Annotated in this window: 21 protein-coding genes and 1 pseudogene; 3 read left to right on the forward strand and 19 right to left on the reverse strand. The window is 42.1% G+C overall.

What is annotated here, in order from left to right:
- Positions 1 to 88: 88 nt before the first annotated feature.
- From WCP75_RS00130 to tpiA, 12 genes are all read right to left on the reverse strand, one after another.
- The gene (locus WCP75_RS00130) at positions 89 to 1,411 is read right to left on the reverse strand and encodes a pyruvate dehydrogenase complex dihydrolipoamide acetyltransferase (RefSeq protein WP_336276230.1); all 1,323 of its coding nucleotides are present in this window, start codon (positions 1,409 to 1,411) and stop codon (positions 89 to 91) included.
- Positions 1,412 to 1,425: 14 nt separating this feature from the next.
- On the reverse strand, positions 1,426 to 2,799 hold the full coding sequence (locus WCP75_RS00135) for a pyruvate dehydrogenase complex E1 component subunit beta (RefSeq protein ID WP_336276231.1): 1,374 nt from the start codon (positions 2,797 to 2,799) through the stop codon (positions 1,426 to 1,428).
- A 16-nt stretch (positions 2,800 to 2,815) separates the two neighbouring features.
- Entirely contained in the window at positions 2,816 to 3,856 is a 1,041-nt protein-coding gene (gene pdhA, locus WCP75_RS00140; RefSeq protein WP_336276232.1) for a pyruvate dehydrogenase (acetyl-transferring) E1 component subunit alpha, read from the reverse strand.
- A gap of 127 nt (positions 3,857 to 3,983) precedes the next feature.
- On the reverse strand, positions 3,984 to 4,313 hold the full coding sequence (locus WCP75_RS00145) for an FtsB family cell division protein (protein WP_336276233.1): 330 nt from the start codon (positions 4,311 to 4,313) through the stop codon (positions 3,984 to 3,986).
- A 353-nt stretch (positions 4,314 to 4,666) separates the two neighbouring features.
- The gene (locus WCP75_RS00150; RefSeq protein WP_336276234.1) at positions 4,667 to 5,065 is read right to left on the reverse strand and encodes a TM2 domain-containing protein; all 399 of its coding nucleotides are present in this window, start codon (positions 5,063 to 5,065) and stop codon (positions 4,667 to 4,669) included.
- Positions 5,066 to 5,140: 75 nt separating this feature from the next.
- A complete protein-coding gene (locus tag WCP75_RS00155; RefSeq protein ID WP_336276235.1) occupies positions 5,141 to 5,293 on the reverse strand; it encodes a hypothetical protein in 153 nt (50 codons plus the stop codon).
- A complete protein-coding gene (locus WCP75_RS00160) occupies positions 5,283 to 5,549 on the reverse strand; it encodes a hypothetical protein (protein WP_336276236.1) in 267 nt (88 codons plus the stop codon). Before WCP75_RS00160 ends, WCP75_RS00155 begins: the two co-directional genes overlap by 11 nt.
- A gap of 81 nt (positions 5,550 to 5,630) precedes the next feature.
- Positions 5,631 to 6,899, reverse strand: a complete 1,269-nt coding sequence (gene eno / locus WCP75_RS00165; RefSeq protein ID WP_336276237.1) for a phosphopyruvate hydratase — start codon at positions 6,897 to 6,899, stop codon at positions 5,631 to 5,633.
- A 74-nt stretch (positions 6,900 to 6,973) separates the two neighbouring features.
- A complete protein-coding gene (gene kdsA, locus WCP75_RS00170; RefSeq protein WP_336276238.1) occupies positions 6,974 to 7,810 on the reverse strand; it encodes a 3-deoxy-8-phosphooctulonate synthase in 837 nt (278 codons plus the stop codon).
- Between the two features lie 32 nt (positions 7,811 to 7,842).
- Entirely contained in the window at positions 7,843 to 9,477 is a 1,635-nt protein-coding gene (pyrG, locus tag WCP75_RS00175) for a CTP synthase (RefSeq protein ID WP_336276239.1), read from the reverse strand.
- A 72-nt stretch (positions 9,478 to 9,549) separates the two neighbouring features.
- The gene (secG, locus tag WCP75_RS00180; RefSeq protein ID WP_336276240.1) at positions 9,550 to 9,984 is read right to left on the reverse strand and encodes a preprotein translocase subunit SecG; all 435 of its coding nucleotides are present in this window, start codon (positions 9,982 to 9,984) and stop codon (positions 9,550 to 9,552) included.
- A gap of 82 nt (positions 9,985 to 10,066) precedes the next feature.
- Positions 10,067 to 10,831, reverse strand: coding sequence for a triose-phosphate isomerase (tpiA, locus tag WCP75_RS00185; RefSeq protein ID WP_336276241.1), 765 nt, complete (start codon positions 10,829 to 10,831; stop codon positions 10,067 to 10,069).
- 156 nt (positions 10,832 to 10,987) lie between these two features.
- Between tpiA and WCP75_RS00190 the strand changes: the two genes are divergently transcribed.
- A complete protein-coding gene (locus WCP75_RS00190) occupies positions 10,988 to 12,871 on the forward strand; it encodes a peptidyl-prolyl cis-trans isomerase (protein ID WP_336276242.1) in 1,884 nt (627 codons plus the stop codon).
- Positions 12,872 to 13,425: 554 nt separating this feature from the next.
- Here the strand turns inward: WCP75_RS00190 and WCP75_RS00195 are convergent.
- The 7 genes from WCP75_RS00195 to serS form a co-directional block, all read right to left on the reverse strand.
- Positions 13,426 to 14,298: a phytoene/squalene synthase family protein gene (locus WCP75_RS00195; RefSeq protein ID WP_336276243.1), complete on the reverse strand. Its 873-nt coding sequence runs from the start codon at positions 14,296 to 14,298 to the stop codon at positions 13,426 to 13,428.
- The gene (locus WCP75_RS00200) at positions 14,295 to 14,681 is read right to left on the reverse strand and encodes an Mth938-like domain-containing protein (protein WP_336276244.1); all 387 of its coding nucleotides are present in this window, start codon (positions 14,679 to 14,681) and stop codon (positions 14,295 to 14,297) included. The genes WCP75_RS00195 and WCP75_RS00200 overlap by 4 nt, the downstream gene beginning before the upstream one ends.
- A gap of 14 nt (positions 14,682 to 14,695) precedes the next feature.
- Positions 14,696 to 14,818 (reverse strand): hypothetical protein, encoded by a 123-nt coding sequence (locus tag WCP75_RS00205; RefSeq protein WP_336276245.1) that lies wholly within the window; start codon positions 14,816 to 14,818, stop codon positions 14,696 to 14,698.
- A gap of 386 nt (positions 14,819 to 15,204) precedes the next feature.
- Positions 15,205 to 15,660 carry a preprotein translocase subunit YajC gene (gene yajC / locus WCP75_RS00210; RefSeq protein ID WP_336276246.1) on the reverse strand — a complete coding sequence of 152 codons (456 nt, stop codon included), beginning with the start codon at positions 15,658 to 15,660 and terminating at the stop codon, positions 15,205 to 15,207.
- Positions 15,661 to 16,041: 381 nt separating this feature from the next.
- Positions 16,042 to 17,208, reverse strand: coding sequence for a peptidoglycan DD-metalloendopeptidase family protein (locus tag WCP75_RS00215; RefSeq protein ID WP_336276247.1), 1,167 nt, complete (start codon positions 17,206 to 17,208; stop codon positions 16,042 to 16,044).
- Between the two features lie 164 nt (positions 17,209 to 17,372).
- The gene (locus WCP75_RS00220; RefSeq protein ID WP_336276248.1) at positions 17,373 to 18,032 is read right to left on the reverse strand and encodes a protein-L-isoaspartate(D-aspartate) O-methyltransferase; all 660 of its coding nucleotides are present in this window, start codon (positions 18,030 to 18,032) and stop codon (positions 17,373 to 17,375) included.
- Between the two features lie 135 nt (positions 18,033 to 18,167).
- On the reverse strand, positions 18,168 to 19,445 hold the full coding sequence (gene serS / locus WCP75_RS00225) for a serine--tRNA ligase (RefSeq protein ID WP_336276249.1): 1,278 nt from the start codon (positions 19,443 to 19,445) through the stop codon (positions 18,168 to 18,170).
- 327 nt (positions 19,446 to 19,772) lie between these two features.
- On the opposite strand from serS, the pseudogene WCP75_RS05030 reads away from it, so the two are divergent.
- Positions 19,773 to 19,892: pseudogene (locus WCP75_RS05030) on the forward strand (hypothetical protein); the annotation flags it as partial.
- A 73-nt stretch (positions 19,893 to 19,965) separates the two neighbouring features.
- Complete coding sequence (gene uvrC / locus WCP75_RS00230) at positions 19,966 to 21,948, forward strand: excinuclease ABC subunit UvrC (RefSeq protein WP_336276250.1); 1,983 nt, start codon at positions 19,966 to 19,968, stop codon at positions 21,946 to 21,948.
- Positions 21,949 to 21,998 lie beyond the last annotated feature (50 nt).

The raw sequence follows: 21,998 nt of genomic DNA on the forward strand, positions 1-21,998 counted from the left end.
AAAGTAGTACCCCAGTCTTTCAAGCCTTCTAAATTCGCCTTCATCATAATCAACACACCCATACTACACACAAACCACTTTTAAGAGCTTAAACCAGCATTGCCAATGGATTCTCAATGGTTCTCTTAAAGGTTTCAGCAAGTTCTGCTGCTAATGCGCCATCAACGGCACGATGATCAACAGAAAGCGTAGCCGACATGACCGTCGCAATAGCTAACGCCCCGTTCTTAACAACTGCGCGCTGCTCACCTGCACCGATTGCAAAAATCGTTGCATGTGGTTGGTTAAGAATAGCAGAAAAGCTTTTTACACCATACATCCCCATATTCGAGACAGTGGTTGTTCCCCCCTGATACTCTTCCATTTTCAGCTTCCGCTCACGTGCACGACCTATTAAATCTTTCATCTCGCTTGAAATGGTTGACAAAGGCTTCTCTTCTGCATGGCGGACAATCGGCGTAATCAGCCCATTTGGAACAGAAACAGCAACACCAACATCACAATGCTGGTGACGAAGCATCCCTCCCTCAAGCCAAGATACATTGGCATCGGGGACAGCCTTTAAAGAAAGCGCTACAGCCTTGATAATCATATCATTAACTGAAATTCTATAAGCGGACCCAGCCCCTTCATGAGCGCTAATAGCCGAAGCAGCAGCATTCAACTTCGCGCGCAACTCCAACAACGCATCAAGCTCGCAATCCACTGTTACGTAGAAGTGAGGCACTTTTTGCTTGGATTCAACCAAACGCCTAGCAATTGTTGTACGCATATTATCGTGGGGTGCAAGTGTGTATTCACCTTCTTTGAAAAATTGCAATATCCGTCTGTCAGAACTATCCACCAACGACTGTCCAACTTGCAACGAAGAAGACGCCCCCACAACACCATCATTCATGACTTTTTCTACATCACGCTTGACGACACGTCCACGCGGACCGCTACCAGAAATAAGCGATAGATCAAGACCTGCTTGCATTGCCAATCGCCGAGCCAAAGGAGAAGCAAAAAAACGCCCATTTTTTTTATCCTGCCGCATTGGCTGCTGAATTGGTGAATGAGACATCTGCACTATTTCCCGATCTTCTTGTTTTGTACTCTCTGACTCTTTCATCGCAGAAGGGAAAGAATTTTCTTCCACAATTTTTGCAGCTTCAGCTAACCCCTCACCCTCTTCAGCTAACACCGCAATTAAAGCATTAACCCTAACTCCCTGCGTCCCAGCAGGGACAATAATCTTAGCGACAACTCCCTCATCAACGGACTCCACTTCCATCGTTGCCTTATCCGTCTCAATTTCAGCGATAACATCCCCCGAAGAAACCCTGTCACCTTCCCTAACATTCCATTTTGATAAATTTCCTTCTTCCATCGTAGGAGAAAGCGCAGGCATTGTGATCTTAATAGGCATAACGCTCTCCTCCGTTATATTTTATAAGTTACAGCCTTAACAGCATCAACAATCTCGGCAGTGTTAGGCAAAGCCAATTTTTCAAGATTAGCAGCATAAGGCATAGGAACATCTTTACTAGAAACTGTACCCACTGGTGCATCAAGATAATCAAAAGCCTGCTGCATAACCCGCGTAGCTATTTCAGTTCCAACAGACGACTGAGGATATCCTTCCTCGATTGTCACCAAACGCCCCGTTTTCTTGACCGATGAAATAATCGTCGGAAGATCCATCGGGCGAATGGTCCGTAAATCAATCAATTCCACATCAACACCGAGCGTTTCGATTTCCGGCAACGCTTGAACCGCATAATGCATCCCGATCCCACATGCAACAACAGTAACATCCTGACCAGACTTATGAATGCGCGCCTTACCAATAGGCAAAACAAAATCATCTACCTGAGGAACATCAAACTGATGACCATACAGAATCTCATTTTCAAGAAAAATAACAGGATTGTCATCACGAATGGAAGCTTTTAGCAAACCTTTTGCATCCGCAGCATTATATGGCATGACAACTTTGAGGCCTGGCACATGACTATACCACGCAGCATAGCACTGAGAATGCTGCGCACCAACACGTGCAGCCGCACCGTTAGGACCACGAAAAACCATAGGAGCAGACATTTGACCACCAGACATATAACGAGTCTTTGCTGCAGAATTTATAATCTGATCAATCGCCTGCATAGCAAAATTAAATGTCATAAACTCAACAATGGGACGTAACCCCCCAAATGCGGCGCCAACAGCCAATCCTGCAAAACCATGTTCCGTAATCGGCGTATCAATCACTCGTCGCGCACCAAACTCCTCCAACAAACCTTGGCTAACTTTATAAGCACCCTGATATTCCGCGACTTCTTCCCCCAACAAAAAAACCATCTTATCACGCCGCATCTCTTCAGCTATAGCCTGATTAAGCGCCTCACGAACCGTCATAGTAACCATCCTTGTCCCCGTGGGGATATCAGGATCCGAAAAAACACTAGAAGCGGGAAGCTCCGGCAACGACGGAGAAAAAGACGAAGGTTTGCCCACAGTTTTTTGATGAGAATCTAACGAATCAACAGTCTGCGAAATATCCTCAATATTTTCACCTTCCTCCAAAAGCACCGCAATAACGCTATTAACCTTCACGGATTCAGAGCCCTCAGGTACAATAATTTTTCCAATAACACCCTCGTCAATGGATTCCACTTCCATAATCGCTTTGTCGGTCTCAATTTCTGCGATCACATCACCAGAACTAATTTTATCCCCTTCCTTTTTGAGCCATTTATGTAACTTACCCTCTTCCATAGTTGGCGAAAGCGCCGGCATTAAAATATTAACAGACATACTGGCCCCCCTGGCATCAAACTAAAACATCAGTATAGAGCTCAGAAGCATCTGGCTCTTGGTCATTTTGTGCAAAACCCGCTGCATCAGTAACAATCGCACGCACTTCTTTGTCGATAGATTTCAAATCGTCTTCACTCACAAAACCTTGTTTGAGAAGTCGATTTTTTACCTGATCAATTGGATCATGTTCCTCTTTTACTTTCCGAACTTCTTCCTTTGACCGGTAATTTGCTGGATCAGACATAGAATGACCCCGATAACGATAAGTCTGCATGTCAAGAATAATCGGACCTTTTCCTGAACGCACCCAAGAAATTGCCTCATCAGCAGCCCCTTTAACCGCGCGAATATCCATACCATCAACAGCCATACCCGGAATTTCAAAAGAGAGCCCCCTACGAGAAAAATCTATTTCCGCAGATGAACGTGCAACTGACGTCCCCATAGCGTACTGGTTATTTTCAATGATATAAACGACTGGAAGCTTCCAAAGCGAAGCCATATTAAAACTTTCGTAAACTTGCCCCTGATTTGCAGCGCCATCACCAAAGTAAACCAACGTCACATTATCTTTGCCTAAATATTGATTCGAAAACGCCAAACCCGAACCAATAGGAACCTGAGCGCCGACAATACCATGCCCACCATAAAAATTCTTCTCTTTAGAGAACATATGCATAGAGCCACCTTTTCCTTTAGAAAAACCGCCCTGACGCCCTGTCAATTCGGCCATGACGCCGCGTGGGCTCATGCCAACTGCCAACATATGCCCATGATCACGGTAAGATGTAATGACCTGATCGCCTTCTTTTGCCGCCTTCAGCGTTCCAACAACAACGGCCTCTTGCCCAATATAGAGGTGGCAAAAACCACCTATCAAACCCATACCGTAAAGTTGCCCTGCCTTCTCTTCGAAACGGCGAATCAACAACATATCACGGTAGCAGTCAATCTCCTCTTCTTTCGTAAAAACAGCCATCGGTGCTGCCGCCGTGGTATTTGATAATGCAGGACGCACTACCGGCTCAGATTTTTTTTTAAGCCGTTCTGCCATATTAAACTCCCTTTCATGATCACTTAGGAATAACCTTTACGAACAAAAGTTACAAGCATTATCAACCAGCGTGGATGATATCGTAGAGAACTAACCCGAATCAGCCCTTTTAATTGAGCAATTTTTGCTAATTCTTAATATCATCGAAAGGATTTAGGACGATCAACTCATTCGGTTTAGAAAAGTTTAAATTCTTCCTAACGTACTCGTCTAGCATATCCTTTTCAATATTTCCATCGCGCAAGAGAGAAACACGCTTCTCGATGGACGCGCGCTCAGCTTCCACCTTATGGAGCTCTCCTTCTAATTCTACAATGTACCGATTAACCTCGCTACGCGAATATAACCCATATTCGCCATGGTAAATGTGGTAACCAAAATAGCCCAAAACACCCACCGTTATAAACGGCAACACAAAGCGCACCTTGACCGATCTGCGTTTCTGCTTTGTCCACATAAAATAGTACAATCTTCTCTAGATATCCCGACCCGAGTATGCATATCTTTTATTAACACCTCCTTACCAAAAGAAACACTCAAGCAACTTGCCTCCACCCATCAATACTTCTTCCACGAAAAATCAGAAAAACACTACCAACAATCGAACTCCCAACCTAAGAGATTCACAAACGCAAAACAGACCCCATAAAATTCCTCGCCCCAACCTCGTCCTAATAGCCTGATAATAAAGGAACAAAGGCACGCCGCCCCAGGACAGAGTTTTTCTAATCAACCCAAAGCGACAACACCACCCCAGAAGCCTCTCAAAATAAAACGTCAAAATCTGATCGCTTCTCCTCACTTACAATTCTATATCCTATGCCCATTTTTATCTGAAAACTGTCCAGCTACAATAAGTATGAAATCAATGATCGCCCAAGTTCCACTAATAACCAGCCCGACAACAGACAAAGACAAAACAAGCATTAAAATACCCGTCCCAATTTTACCAATCATAAAGCGATGAACACCAAACACACCAGCAAACCAGCAAATAAGCGCGAGCATGACTCGTGACTGTTCTGATTTCTGAAAAAACAACGGAAAAACAGAGTTAACAGCATCACCTTCACATACAAAATCAACGGTATCACCAATTCTTGGCGGTTTTTTTCCTGACCAATCCCAAACCGCAAACTGATAACGCTTACCATCATCACCCGAGACAAGATAAGTTCCTTCGTCCTTACTAATAATTATACCTCTCATCTTCACCACCTATGAAACCATTGCCCATACGCCACAAAAATAGCTCAACCTAAAAAACTTCTAATTCACAATTTCTCAAAAATTCACCAACCCCAACGAATGCCAAATTACCAATCCTCTCATTAAATGAGCGTGACTAGTACAAACCCTATTGAACCACAAAATCACCAAAACACTCATTGCAAATAGCGCAAGCATCAGAACATCTGTCCCGATTTTACCGACCATAAAAGAAGAATGCCGAACATATAAAAAACACAAAAGAATACAAACAGCACCTTCCCCCCGCCGGCGGTTTTGGCTGTCGTTGCAACAAAAGGAAAACAGAACTAATGATATAGCCATTACACAGAAAATCAACGGCACCGCTGATATCAAGGAAAATTTTCCCTAACCAATCAACAATCAAAATTTGACGACGCTCACTGCCACCACCCGAAACAAAATAAAACCCCTGATTTTGATCAACAACGACGCCCCTCATCTCTATCCTCTTTGAAGCATTTATTTTCGAGCAACATTAATCAACAATTAAACAGCATAAAACGCCCTCTTTACGTGACCATCAGCGACGAAAATCACCGGCATAACACGCCTGAGTTCCCAACATTTCTTCAATGCGAATCAATTGATTATATTTTGCTAACCTGTCAGAACGCGCAAGTGAACCCGTCTTAATTTGCCCACAATTTGTCGCAACAGCGAGGTCCGCAATGAAAGTATCTTCTGTTTCGCCTGAACGATGAGATATGATGGCACGATAACCAGCCTTATGAGCTGTTTCCACAGCATCAAGCGCTTCACTTAACGTACCAATCTGATTAACTTTAACGAGAATAGAGTTAGCAACACCCATTTTAATACCATCGCGTAAACGCGCCGAATTGGTTACAAACAAATCATCACCGACGAGCTGACATTTTCCACCAATAGAATTGGTGAGCAGTTTCCAGCCTTCCCAATCGTCCTCGGCCATTCCATCTTCGATTGTAACGATCGGATAAGCCTCAATAAGCCGCGCTAAATAATCTACTTGCTCTTGGACATCGCGACACTTCCCTTCACCTTTATAAAAATAGGAACCGTTTTTATAAAACTCCGTAGAAGCGCAGTCTAAACCAATAGCAACTTCTTCACCGGGCTTATATCCACATTCAATAATAGATTCCATTATAAAATCAATAACTTGATCAGAACTTTTCAACTGAGGAGCAAAGCCACCCTCATCACCAACATTAACGCTATAACCAGCACCCTTTAAACGTGCTTTTAGTGTGTGAAAAATTTCAGAGCCATAACGTACTGCCTCCCTCAATGTAGGAGCCCCTACAGGAACAATCATGAACTCCTGAAAATCAATCAGATTATCAGCATGAACACCACCATTAATAATATTCATCATCGGCGTCGGAAGGATATGCGCTTGAATCCCTCCAATATAACGATACAAAGGTAAACGCAACGATTCTGCAGCCGCTTTCGCAACAGCTAATGAAACACCGAGAACAGCATTAGCACCGAGGCGCTCTTTGTTCGATGTTCCATCTAAAGCAATCATTGCCTGATCAATAGCCACCTGATTTTCAGCATCTCGCCCACAAAGCTCTTCAAAAATTTCTCCATTGACCGCAGCCACAGCCCTTTCAACACCTCTACCTCGATAACGCCCACCACCGTCACGCCGCTCTACAGCCTCATGTAAACCCGTTGACGCCCCAGAAGGAACAATGGCACGACCTAAAGCTCCATTCTCCAAAAGGACATCGACCTCTACCGTCGGATTACCTCGGCTATCTAATACTTCGCGACCAACAATATCAATGATGACAGTCATATGAGTTCCCTTATTTAACGAAAATCTCGATTCCCTTTAAATTCCACGATGATAAAACGCCCCACAATGCACACTTAACCCACTTTCTTCGACAAACAGTCAAATTCCATTAATATCTCGAGCAATCTCTGTAACTTATCAATCTCAATCATATTAGGTCCGTCAGAAGGTGCATTATCTGGGTCTTGATGCGTTTCTAAAAAAATACCGGCAATTCCAACAGAAACAGCCGCACGTGCCAAAATTTCAACAAATTGACGTTGCCCGCCAGATGAACCGCCTTTACCACCAGGTTCCTGAACAGAATGTGTTGCATCAAAAATCACAGGAGCTCCAAAAGAACGAAGGATAGGCAATGCACGCATATCAGAAATGAGCCGGTTATAACCAAACGAAGTCCCCCGCTCACAAAGCATAACGTTTAAATTACCACTTTGAGTCACTTTTTTTAAAACATTCTCCATATCCCACGGAGCTAAAAATTGACCTTTCTTAATACTGACAACACGCCCTGTTTTAGCTGCCGCCACTAAAAGATCTGTTTGACGGCATAAAAAAGCGGGTATTTGTAAAACATCTACTGTCTGAGCGATAGCAACACACTGCTCCTCAGTATGTACATCAGTTAATACCGGGCAATCAAATTCCTTTTTCAAATCAGAAAAAATGGTTATCGCTTTTTCAAGACCGACACCACGCGCTGCATTAAGAGACGTCCTGTTGGCTTTATCGTAACTGGATTTATAAACGAACCCAATGCCGGCTTGATCCGCAATTGTCTTTATCCGTCCGGCCATTTCAAAAGCATGATCCCGGCTTTCTATCTGACACGGACCCGCAATTAATGAAATGGGCATTTCATTTGAAAAAGCGACATTTCCAACTTTGACAATGGCATTTGGTTGAAACATTTCATCCCTCAATAAATAACCAAACCTGCTAATTAAACTAACCGACTCTGTCTCACAGAAGCCTCAACAAAAGAAGAAAAAAGCGGATGCGGATCAAACGGACGTGACTTCAATTCTGGATGATATTGAACACCAATAAACCATGGATGATCTACATATTCTACTGTTTCTGGCAAAATACCATCTGGCGACACACCCGAAAAAAGCAAGCCGCACTCTTCCAACACATCCTTGTAAGCAATATTTACTTCATAGCGATGACGATGCCGTTCGTAAATTTTCGTTGTCCCATAAATTTGAGCAATAAGGCTGCCTTCCCGCAACTCAGCTAAAAAAGAACCAAGACGCATTGTACCACCCAAATCCCCACATTTCATGCGTTTTTCGAGAACATCTCCTCTGAGCCATTCTGTCATCAAGCCTACAATTGGATTCTTTTCTGCCACTCCACAAAATTCACTAGATGAAGCATTCTTAATATTTGCGATATTGCGCGCAACCTCTATGCAAGCCAACTGCATTCCAAAACAAATACCAAAAAAAGGAATGCCATGCTCCCGTGCAAATCGAATCGCTTGAATTTTACCTTCTGCACCACGAACTCCAAAAGCGCCAGGAACCAAAATTCCATGAACTTTCTGTAGATGAGACGTAGGATCTTCTTTTTCAAAAAGCTCTGCTTCAATCCACTCAATATTGACTTTTACTTTATTAGCCAATCCACCATGCGCAATTGCTTCGGTGAGAGATTTATAAGCATCCCTCAAGCCTGTGTATTTTCCAACGACTGCAATTGTGACCTCTCCTTCCGGATGGCGGATCCGATACGCGATATCTTTCCAATGATCCATTTTAGGCTGAGGCGCAGAATTAATCCCAAGAGCAAAAAGAACCTCGGAATCCAGACCTTCTTCGTGATACGCTATGGGAACATCATAAATAGTGGGCATATCTAGCGCCTGAATAATTGCACTTTTGCGAACGTTGCAAAAGAGGGCCAGCTTCCGCCGCTCTGTCTCTGGAATTGAGCGATCCGCGCGCACCAACAAAATATCAGGCGCAATGCCAATTGATTGCAGCTCTTTAACAGAATGCTGCGTCGGTTTTGTTTTTAGTTCACCAGCCGAAGAAATGTAAGGCATCAATGTGAGATGTACATAGATAACACTATGCCTCGGCAATTCATTTTTAAGCTGACGAATCGCTTCAAGGAAAGGCATTGCCTCAATATCACCAACCGTTCCGCCTATTTCACACAAAACGAAATCAAACCCCTCATTCCCCGTAGTAATGAATTGCTTAATTTCATCTGTAACATGAGGGATAACCTGAACGGTCGCCCCCAAATAATCACCGCGTCTCTCTCGCTCAATGATATTGCGATAAATGCGCCCTGTTGTGATACTATCCTGTTTGTTTGCAGGGCACCCAGTAAAACGCTCGTAATGACCAAGATCAAGATCTGTTTCAGCACCATCATCAGTCACAAAAACCTCACCATGCTGACAAGGCGACATAGTGCCTGGATCAACATTCAAGTAGGGGTCAAGTTTGCGAAGCCGAACACGATACCCGCGGGACTGCAATAACGCGGCCAACGCCGCCGCAGCGATGCCCTTTCCAAGAGAAGAAACCACACCACCAGTAATAAAAATATAACGTATCATGAACTCACGGTGATAAGCAGTTTCTTATAATTTTTCCAGTAAAAAAATGCAAAAAAGCCTTTTTTATAAAAACTACTTCGCACTTTCATTATTGGGCGTACTAGATGACTCTTCAAATGACGACGGAACCGGATTTTCATCCACAGGAGCTGTAGGCTCATCCTCCCCATGACCAGGAGCTGAAACACCACCAAGCTGCTCAAGAATAGAAGGCTGAGATTTATCATTCAACGACGGCACAGTTCCCGAATTGGTGGGTATACGGTTCAAAATATCTGAACTTGAGTTTGATATACTTCCAACCACAGTAAGTCCAATCGACACTGCAAAAAAGCAAAACGCTAAGATAGCAGTGAGACGCGTTAAAGCATTCTTCGTACCACGAGTCCTCATAAATCCCGAGCCGCTACCAGCGCCAAATCCGCCATCCTCCGAAGGCTGAAGCAAAACAACACCAACCAAAGTGATAACAACCAAAAAATGAATAACAATGAGTACTGTTTGCATAAACCTTGCTCTTTAATAACTATCTCTAGCCGCTTTTACACCTAAACTACACATAATCCAAGGAAAAACAAAGGTTCTTTAATTATAATTTACGATAAACACCGCAAATATCCAAAAAACTATTTGCTTTTAAACTCGCTTCACCTACTAAAGCACCATTAACATGGGCCGTGCTCAAAATTTCAAATGCATTCGACGCTTTTACTGATCCACCATAAAGCAAACGCATCTTACATCCATCATCACCAAAACGAGTGCTTACCCTACCACGAACAAAATCATGAACTTCTGCAATATCAGCTGGAGTTGCAGCATTTCCGGTACCTATAGCCCACACAGGTTCATAAGCAATAACCAAATTTTGAGCAGTTGCATCGTCCGGTAAAGACTCATCAAGCTGCTCCGTAAGAACATCAAATACTTTACGATCCCTACGATCTTCCAGTGTCTCACCAATACAAACAAGGGCGACAAGACCCGCCCGCCACGCTGCCTGCACTTTAGCACGAACAATCGCACTACTCTCATAATGAGCCGTACGACGTTCTGAGTGTCCAACAATGACGTAGCTTGCCCCCGCCTCCTTAAGCATGAAAGGAGAAACCTCTCCAGTATAAGGACCACTATCATCAAAATGACAATTCTGCCCACCCAGGAGAAGATTTTCATTGCCTATAATATCAAAAGCGCGTGGCAAAAGCGTTGTCGGAACACAAATAAGAGCTTCCAATAAAGAGCTTAGATCGGAGTCTATGCCAGCAACAACAGCGCGCAGCTCCCCGAGGGACTCACGAGTTCCCTTCATTTTCCAATTTCCAGCAACCAAAGGCTTAATGCTAAAAGACATGCTCCTACCCCAAAAAACATCACAAGGTATTTTTTTCTTAAATATCAAATAAAAAAATGAAAGCAAGCCTTTAAAGCTTGCATCTTATGCATCTTTATTGCAAATTCCATCGTTATTTGGTGATCATCAATGCCAGAAGATAGGATAACCTGAACGATGCTAGACATCATAAAAAATGCAACAAACTCCCGTCTTGCCAGATTTTTTCTTGCAATCTTGCTTTTATGCTTCATCCTTTTGTGGGGTATGCCGCAACCAAATATAAAAAGAGAAAGAGACCTCATAACTTCTGGAAAATCTACTACAACCATCGATGATTATTATCTTACACTTGTTGACCAGAGCTCGCGCCTAGCGCTTGCTTACCGCCTCGGTCGGCTATTTACTCCAGATGAAATGCAACAATACCAGATTCCCACTTTTGTATTCAATCAATTACAACAAGACACACTCCTCAATGAACAAGCGCGCAAAATGAAAATTAGTCTTTCAAAAGATGCAATAGCCCGTGCCATTAGTGCTGATAATATGTTTCAAGAAAACGGAATTTTCAATAAGGCTTTGTTTTTTGGCTACCTCCAACAACTACGTATCAACGAAAATAATTTCTTGGATTATTACGTCCAAAAAGAAAAGCGCAACCAGATTCTTTCAGCTTCGCTAACTGGCATAAAAGCACCAGATACCTTTCATAAAGCACTCGCCCTTTATCAAGGAGAAAGTCGTATCGCCGATTTTTTTATTATCGATTTAAAAGAAAAAGTTGCTGCCCCAACTCAGGAAATATTGCAAGAATGGTTTGAAACTCACAAAAATGAATTTCGCACTCCAGAATACCGCACTGTTTCTTTACTGTCTATGAAACTCGCTGACTTTATAAAACCAGCAGATATATCAGTGGATGAAGCCAAAGCGTATTACGCTCAAAATTCTTCACGTTTTATTACTCCTGAAAAGCGTATAATTGAAGAATTGCGATTTCCAACGCGTGAAGCCGCAGACAACGCAGCGCAAAAAATAGCCGAAGGAGTAAACTTTGAAGATCTAGTTAAAGCTGAGAAAAAGACTCTCGATGATATAAAAAAAGGGCCTTTTGCAAAAAATGAACTCCCTAATTATTTAGCATCCGAAGTATTCGAGCTAAAACATGGACAAGTCAGTGCTGTAATAAATGATTTACAAGGGCCTGTAATCATTCGTATCGCGCATATTACGCCTTCGAATCCAATTCCATTCAAAGATGCAGAGCAAGATATTCGGCAAATCCTTGCTCAAAACCGTGCCGCAGACTATGTGCGCAAAAGCTACACAGAGATTGAAAACGCGCGTTTTGAGGGAGCTTCTCTCAAAGAGCTTTCCAAACAGTATGAATTGTCTTTGCGTACAGTTACACTTGATAAAGCAGGAAAAATAATCGGAGGAACAGATATCACAGATTTGCCACAAAAAGATATTTTGCTGAACGCTATTTATCAAGCAAATGAAGGATCAGATTTTGATCCACTCCCCCTTCAAGGAGGTGGATATCTTTGGTATAGGATAGACGAGATCATTCCAGCTCGCAATCAAACACTTGAAGAAACCGAACAAGCTGCCGTCTCTCAATGGACAGATGAGGAGATACAGCGTCTTCTCGATAAAAAGGCAGAAGATATTTTTAAACAACTTTCTGAGGGAAAAAGCTTTATCTCTCTGATCCATGAGCTCGGTGTTACACAGCAAACAACACCGGCCCTGCGGCGCCGAGATTCATTTAAGACTTTCGGGACTGCAGGCGTTAAAGCGTTGTTTTCAGGACCTAAGAATCACTATGGCATAATAAAAACTCCAATGGCGAAAAATCGTATTATTTATCAAATAAAAGAAGTCATTGCCCCTGGAGATACCAGTGCTGACATCCCTTCAGCAGATACGCGTGAAAGCATAAATATGATGGTAAAAGAAGATGTCATGATGGAGATGCTAAAAGCTGCGAATAAAGAACATCCTTTAACAATTAATGGCGCTAATTATAATCAAATATTTAATGCTCTTCAGTAGGAACAGTGCAAACCATTTGGGAAGCAGGTTTATTGAATTTTCTGTGACAATTTTTCCTACAGCAAAAATTGCAAAAGGGGGTGCTTTTTACAGATTCGGAGTTTTGCAAAAACGTGAGCAATAATGCGGAATAAATTTTCCAATGTATCACGAAATATTACAGGGAACCCTACTCAAAAATATCTTCTTCTCGATTATATCGTGGCAGACGAGCGAAGCTTGTGACTCCATGACAAGCCAGGAAGGCGCCATGCATAACCGCAAACATATCACTCTGTATCTATTGCCTTTTATAAGATCAACCAACAAATCTAAAAATTGAGTATCATAACTCCACTTTTAAGGCTTACCTTATGCGCCTCATCAAACAAAGTGCACAAAACAAAAGAATAACGCCCCCGACGTCATAAACGCAACTTTTCATGACTCAAAAGTCGTTAATACTGCAAAGTCAACATTTTTTACAATGATGACAATTCAGATTTAAAGGCCACGCCCTCTTTAAACACAGAGAGCACAGTTTTTTCGTCTCTCTTGCTTTTTAATGCGTTTTTTTATTTTATTAATATTTCTGGAAAATCTCTCTTCATTGCTGCCTTTGTTATCAACAAATAGCGAAAAAGTAACGGTAAAGTCACACTTTCTTGAAAAGCTGCAGCCCCCAACCTTGATGCTTTTCTGAGAGAAGCTGGCATAATTGCCAACGGAAGAAATGCTAGTTTAAGCGCCTTGGATAAAACAACTGAATGTTTGTAAAACTGGACATAATGCTCCCGCGACAACGCCACCATAGTGTCAACAATGCGACGCTTCTTCTCATCGCTGACACGATTGAATTCCAGCTCTTCTCTATCCACTCCCACAGCTTTTAACATATCAAAAGGGAGGTAATGTTGATATCGAGGTCGCATAAACGATAAGAGGCGCAGTATACCACTTGCCCCCTGAGAAATCCCCCCATGTTTGCAGACATCTGTGAGTTCTTGCGCGGCATCAAGATCAGGCTCCAGTATCTGGCAAGCAAGCTGTAAAATTACACTTACTGTTTCACCGCAATATAATTCAAAATCATAAATAGTTTCTATCGATTTACGATGAATATCCAAAATTTGTGCATCACAATAACGTAAAAAGGCAGATTTAGGTAAATTAAAAGAGACTATCGCCGCAAATAAATCATCCAAAATCGGACTATTTGTTCCTTTTTTCACTTCACTATTAGCAATAGTATCGTACCACCATCGTAATCTTATCTCACCAATTAGCGGATCGTGCACGCTTTCACGGATACGGACAATCTCTGTATTGAAAGCATAGAGAGCAGCCAATGCTCTACGCTTTTCTCTAGGCGCAAATAAAACCGAAATATAGCGATCTCGATCTGTTTTGCGTAAAATTTCCAGACAATACGGAAGAGAAGTGATCATTCTACAGCAAACAACAATGCAGCAACTGCACGATCTTCAGCTAGAAGAACATTAAATGTACGCACCGCTGCCCCTGTGCTCATTGTATCTGATGCAATATGCCTCCCTCGTAAAAGCGACCGCAGCTCCTCAGGCAACTGCAATAACTCAGCCCCAGTACCCACAAGTAAAATTTCGATCTTATCAGATTCTAGCAAAATACGAGATATATCTTGTTGGGTAGGAATAGGATCTGGCATCTCAACACCATAAATCCCCGACGGAACACAAACGATGGACCCCCTATGAGACATATCAGCAAAACGAAATCCCCCATTTCCGTAAGCATCGATAGGCGCGCGCCCCGGGAAATGCGCTTCACGAATCTGAATTGCATGAAACATAAGCTAAGCATCCTCTATTTTTGAAAACTCAACAATGCCTTTCCTTTTAAGTCCAATAAAAAATTAACGACAAGCGCAACCAGTATAACAACATCCAATATTGATACAAGCTGCCTCAATACAAAAATACCACTCATAAAAGAAAAATAATTTTTTGAGCTAATTTTTAGCTAATGCAGAAAAGCTCACAAAAAAGCACGGAAAACCAGTCCCACTAAGAAACATTCGTATGAAAAACTTTCCCTCATTTCATACGATGACAAATAGCCTCTTCCATTGAGAATAATAAAATTATTTAAGAAGGCCCACAATCGTTGCGATACCCCGCAACGATCACCCTTAGAATAGAGAGATTCTATAAAAAACAATTAAAAATACGAAGAAAACACCCCCCAAAACCGTAAAAGCCACCCCTTTCATCGTAACGACAGACAATTCCTGAAACAGATATATAAAAAAAACAACGAACGCCCCCATGAATCGACGAACTTGCAAACTGCTCAACAAACTCGTCTTCTATACTTTAGAGCTCATCTTCCTTTGGCGCGTTTTTTTTCTCTTTAGACGTGCTCACACTTTCTTTCGCTGTAATCTTCGCAGCTTTAGACTTTTGTTGTTCTTTTCCTTTAGAATCAGATTTTGATTTTTTCTCTGAAACTGGCTTGCCTTTAACCCGAACATCAGCCAATGTAGAGTGAACAACGCGAATATGTATACCGTCACCAATTTCGACCTCTAATTCACCATTTCCATCATGGACTTTCGTGACTTTTCCTATAATACCACCACCAGTTACAACTGTATCACCACGGCGTACAGCATTAAGCATTTCTTGACGTTTTTTCATCTGCACACGCTGTGGGCGAATGATAAAAAAGTACATAATTCCCAAAACCAAAATGAATGGAATGAACGTAACAAATGAGCTCCCACTGGAAACACCGCCTGCAACTTGAGCATAAGCGTTAGTAATAAACATTTTTATCTCCTATAGATTAAACTTTAGGTATTTCTCACTCTACTAAAATAAACTTTTGTCTCCAAAGAAAAAAGCCTTTTAGAAGTATTATAAAATGAAAATCACTGCACACCGTAGCCAAAATCTTGCCGAAAAGCAATAAATCCTTAAAATGCAGGAGGCAACAAGCAAAAATTTTTAGAGAACAAGCTCTATCCTCCTTTCTTTAGGCACGTACGTTCTCATGAATCAAGGATAGAACAATTCGTCTTTTTTTAATTAACCCAACTGACCGTTACCACAAAGTACGCAAAACCCCAGACTTCAAATATAACGAATTAAAGTTGACAAACCGCCTCTCCGAAAATGTGATGAACCCACTTAAAATAACAGTATCATCGATCAATTTTCTAAATATCCAATAGGATCAACGGGCACAGAGTTTTTACGTACCTCAAAATAGACGCGTGGAGTCTTTACGCTTCCCGAAATACCAGATTTTGCAATCTCATCACCGCGCCGTACTTTTTGCCATCTGGTAACAACGAGCTTACTATTATGCCCATAAATAGTAACAACATCGCCTTCATGTCGGATCATAACGACATTGCCAAGTTCCTTTAACCCATCACTTGCATAAATAACAACACCATTTTCCGCCGCCTTTACCGATGAACCTTCAGGAACAGCTATATCTATTCCCCGATTAATATTCACCCCCTTTTTTTGGCCAAACTTGCTCAGCAAACGCCCCCGTACTGGCCAACGCATCCTAGAAATTCCCGTAACCTGTGGTGGAAGTACTGCATCACTACCCCTATCAATAACGGTATCTGATAAACCGATCTCGCGATTCGACATCCGTTCAATAGATGTTTTTTCAGTGTGTTTCTTATTTTTTGTAGAAGGAGTTGGAACAAAGGGCCTAGATGTGAGCGAATCCTTCCCATTTTTTGTAGAGGATGCACCATGAGACTGAAAAGAAGATCTCATCGTTGGCACGAGAGAATTGGAACTTTTTGCATCAGATCCCACAGCTATTCGCCTATCCGGAATCGCAAGTACCTGGCCAATATAAATGGAATTATTGCTCATACCATTTACCAACTTTAACGAGTCAACGCTAACCCCCACTTGCCGAGCAATACTTAGAAGGGTATCTCCGCTTTGAACGATATAAGAATTGCGCTGAAAAATAGAAGCATCACTCATTTGCGAACGAGGGAGCACACCAAGATTGCGTGGTGGCGCCCCCATAATTTTCCCATCTGAAGAATATTCCGCACTTTGCATTGGAGAATCATGCTGAAAATTGTGGGCCCATGAGTTGTTATTAGGCTCTGTTGGCGGCAATTCAGTGCTCTGTATCACACCACCATACGACGACGTTCGCATATCAGCAGGTACTCTTAATTGCAGATTTTTCTGAGCAGAAGTCGCACTACCGGGAAAAATGCTCGCGAAACGCTGCGTACCAGAACTGCATCCTGCTAAAATCACCGTTGCAGCAAAAAAAACTATCCCCCGGAACTTATACCGAAAAACATCACTCAAAACCTTGAAATACATAGTCTTTTCCACTTACCAACACTCGACTCAATTAAAGCTTTCTGGGTACCACCTAAGAGTTAAAATTAAGTATTCTGCTCAAAAAACATCTTCACGATAAACTCAAAATAAATCCATCAATAAATGATGAAAGCAAGATATTTTCTATAACGCTATCCCGAGAATCAGAGCACCTCAGCGACACCATCAATGAAGGGCTGATAACGCACCTGAAACATTTCTGAACAATGAAATTGACTCCCAGCTTTGATATAACGCTTAACTGTTTGCACTCCTTCATCTGGTCCTATGGCTTGAATAAGAATTCCGTTTTCGGCTAAAAGTTCCAAAATTTTTTTTGGTTCATCAGAGCGTGACGGCCAAATAAGGATGCGATCGAACGATCCAAAACTCGGAGAAACACAGCTCCCATCAGCCTGCTGAACGACAATATTTGTAATCCCCAAAGCCTGAAATTTTTGTCGTGCTAAATCAACAAGCGTCTTATAGCGATCAACCGTCGTTACACGATCACTGAGACATGCCATAAGAGCCGCGCAAAAGCCAGAACCTGTACCGATCTCTAGGACACGGTGCTTTTTTTTCAACGATAAAGCAAAAAGGATCAAAAGCTGCTCTTCCAAACGCTCAATATACTCACCACACTCAATTGGAATAATTTGATTGTCGTAAGCGCTATTAAGCCAAGGAGAAGTAACAAACTGCTGACGCGGAATCCTCTCAAATGCAGAAAAAAAACGAACGTCGTCGATCCCTTTGCTCCGCATTTTTAGCACTAGACCCGCCAACTCCTCACGAAATCGTAAAACGCCTTCCTGCCCCATAATATCATCCGGTTCCCAATAATGTCACTCTCATCGCACGCATAAACCATTTCTCGAAAAAACAACCGCCCCCACACTCGTGAGCAACAAACACACGCCGGATCCCCCTTCACACAGTCAAGAAGCAACACAATGTTAAGCAGTGATACGACGCATACCACCCATATAGGGTTGCAAAACGTCTGGAACAACGATTGAGCCATCAGCCTGCTGATAATTTTCAAGAATAGCAATGAGACAACGACCAATAGCCGTACCGGAACCATTAAGGCTGTGAATGAAATGCAATGTTTTATCACCTTCTTTACGATATCGAGCGTTCATGCGCCGTCCTTGAAAGTCTCCGCAAACTGAACAACTGGAAATTTCGCGATAACATCCCTGGCCTGGAAGCCAAACTTCGATGTCGTAGGTTTTTCGCGCAGCAAATCCCATATCACCAGTGGAAAGAACCATCGTACGAAAAGGTAAGTTAAGCCGTTTCAAAACATCTTCTGCACACTCCGTCATACGTTCCAATTCAATCAAAGATTCTTCATCAGTGGTAATTGATACCATTTCAACCTTCCAGAACTGGTGTTGACGCAGCATTCCACGCGTATCACGGCCTGCTGATCCTGCTTCTGAGCGAAAACAGGGGGTCAGAGAAGAAAATCGTAGCGGTAAATCCGATGCTTCAAGAATTTCGTTGTTTACCAAATTTGTTAACGGCACTTCCGCCGTAGAAATGAGCCATCGACCATCTGTAGTCCGAAAAAGATCATCAGCAAACTTTGGTAATTGGGCCGCCCCATAGACAATTTCATCACGAACAAGAAGAGGCACAGAAACCTCTGTATAACCATGTTCAGCAACATGCACATCAAGCATAAATTGACCCAATGCGCGTTCAAGTCGCGCTAATGCGCCAGAGAGCACTGTAAAACGCGCCCCTGACAAACGGCTTGCCCGTTTAAAATCCATTTGCTGAAGATTTCGACCGAGATCAAAATGTTCCTTTGGAGTAAAATCAAACGTAGGAGGCGTACCAAAATGCCGAATAACAACATTATCACTTTCGTCTTTACCGACCGGAACATCATCCAATGGAATATTTGGAAGCGCTGAAAGCACCTGCTCAAAATTCTCAGTCAACCGCTTTTCCTCTGCAGCAGCAGAAGAAAGGAATATCTTAATTTCTTCAACTTCAGCTTTAAGACGTCCAGCGACTTCCTGATCACACGCAGCTAAAGCCTGACCAATTTCCTTTGATGCCGTATTGCGACGCTCCTGCGCAAATTGCATCTTAGCAATATGCGACCTGCGTTCAAGATCAAGTTTTATCAATTTCTCAGATTGTGGCTCAATACCCCTATTTGCCAGCGCTTCATCTAATTTTTCACGATGTTCACGAATCCACTTAATATCAAGCATCAAAATTCCTCATTTGCATTGTTTTTACGTCTTTTCCTATTGCATTGCACAAAGTAACCAACCCTTTATTAAGGGATCTTCCTCGCTATTTACGCAACAAATCTCCAAAACTGAAAGCTTACAAAGAGCCATCGCTGGTAATTCTGCCACAAACGTAGCAAAAAATCCAAGAAAGGTTGCCGTTGCTACAACCCTAAATACGAAAGAAGCAAAGGTATCCTACTTTCGTTTGAGCACCAACATACATTAAGAATTCAACTTTTGTAAAAAAGCTAATCATTTTTTAAACTGTCATAACTCCGCTTTTTACTCCGATCATCGCCAAATAAAGATGACAAATTTATAGAAACGTTTTCAAAAAATACCTCTCCGTTTTTTTTTAATAATAACTCCCAAATTGCATCATCTCATGCCATAATGAATTATTTACATAGCAAAAAACTGTAAATACGTAGGTGTGACGCTCAATAAAGGAGAAACATTTCGTGTGGAAACTGAAGAACATCCGTGGACGAACTGAATGATTTTAAAAAACAGCGCAACTTATCCCAAAAATGGACGACAAAACCTACCTTTTCTCTCTGACATCGCGTGGGATGGTGATGCTAATAAAGAAAAAGGTCAGCTCAAAGGCACCAAACTTATACAAGAATTTGCCAAATGCCTTCCGTGTATGCCGGGAGTTTATCGAATGTTTGGTGAAAACAGTGATGTTCTTTATGTGGGAAAAGCACGTAATCTGAAAAAACGCGTTTCAAGCTATACCCGTGAAAAGGGACATAACAACCGTATTGCCAGTATGATTAATGCGACATACCACATGGAATTCGTCATTACACATACAGAAACTGAAGCTCTACTCCTAGAAGCTAATCTTATCAAAAGGTTACATCCACGCTTTAATGTATTACTGCGTGATGACAAAAGTTTTCCTTACATCATTATTACTGACGATCATCGAGCCCCCGCACTGTACAAACACCGTGGGGCCCGGACACGAAAGGCTCATTATTTTGGTCCTTTTGCCTCTTCGAGCGCAGTTGCTCAAACGATCAACGCTCTACAACGCGCCTTTTTATTGCGAACTTGTACCGATTCAGTTTTTGAGAACCGTACACGTCCTTGCTTGCTTTACCAAATTAAGCGATGCTCTGCACCCTGCACACACAAAATCAAAGACAGTGATTACGTAGAATTGGTTGAAAAAGCAAAGGATTTTCTTTCAGGAAAAAGCCAATCAGTAAAAAACGATATGGCCCAGACCATGCATAAAGCGGCAGAAAATCTTGACTTTGAACGAGCTGCAGCCTATCGTGATCGCTTATCAGCCCTATCTCAAATACAAAGCCATCAAGGCATTAACCCTCAAACGATAGAAGAAGCAGATGTATTCGCAATTGCACAACTTGGGGGTATAACCTGCATTCAGGTCTTTTTTTTCCGGATGGAACAAAATTGGGGAAACCGGGCCTATTTTCCTAAAGCTGACCCGTCTTTTTCTAATTCTGAAATTTTAGCAAGTTTCCTCGCCCAATTTTATGATAATAAGCCTATTCCAAAACTCATTCTTTTATCCGAAGAGGTCGAGGAAAAAGCGCTCCTTGCAGAAGCATTTTGCCTAAAAGCAAACCGCAAAATATCCCTATCTTCGCCGAAACAAGGCGAACGTAAAGCTCTCGTCGATCACGCCTATGCCAATGCCTGTGAAGCACTTGGGAGAAAGCTTGCCGAAACAGCTACACAAAAAAAACTACTTCAAAGCATCGAAAAAACACTCCAACTTCCCTACACCCCACGCCGAATAGAAGTCTATGACAATTCACACATCATGGGAACAAACGCAGTAGGAGCAATGATTGTCGCGGGTCAAATGGGATTTGCCAAAAATCAATATCGAAAATTCAACATTCGTTCAACAGATATCACTCCGGGCGATGATTTCGGCATGATGAAGGAAATTATTAAACGAAGATTTTCACGTCTCATCAAAGAACATGGACTACCCGATAGGGGCAACGATACAAAAAATAAAAATGATGATCACTTTCCTGTGTGGCCAGATCTTATACTAATCGATGGAGGTGAAGGACAAACGAGCAGTGTTCATGCAATGTTGTCTGAACTAGGATTAGACAATCTCATTGCAGTAGTAGGAATAGCAAAAGGTCCTAATCGAAACGCAGGACGTGAACGCTTTTTTATAAAAGGCTGTTCGCCTTTTACACTCCCTCCACATGACCCTGTCCTCTATTTTTTACAACTTTTACGCGATGAAGCTCATCGTTTTGCAATTGAGACACACAGAACAAAGCGAAAAAAAGAAACATTCAAAAATCCACTTGATGAAATCGAAAACATTGGAGCAACAAGGAAGCGCGCTTTACTCCATCATTTTGGAAGTGCTAAATTTGTTGCTGGAGCTTCTATAAAGGACTTAACAAAAGTTACAGGAATCTCTGCCAAAATTGCACAAAAAATTCATGACCACTTTAACGAAAAATAAATCTTGTTTCGCGGTCTCTGCCTTGTTACCTTTATGAAGTAAATTATATT

The sequence above is a fragment of the Bartonella numerosa genome, assembly GCF_037070845.1.
Lineage (GTDB): Bacteria > Pseudomonadota > Alphaproteobacteria > Rhizobiales > Rhizobiaceae > Bartonella.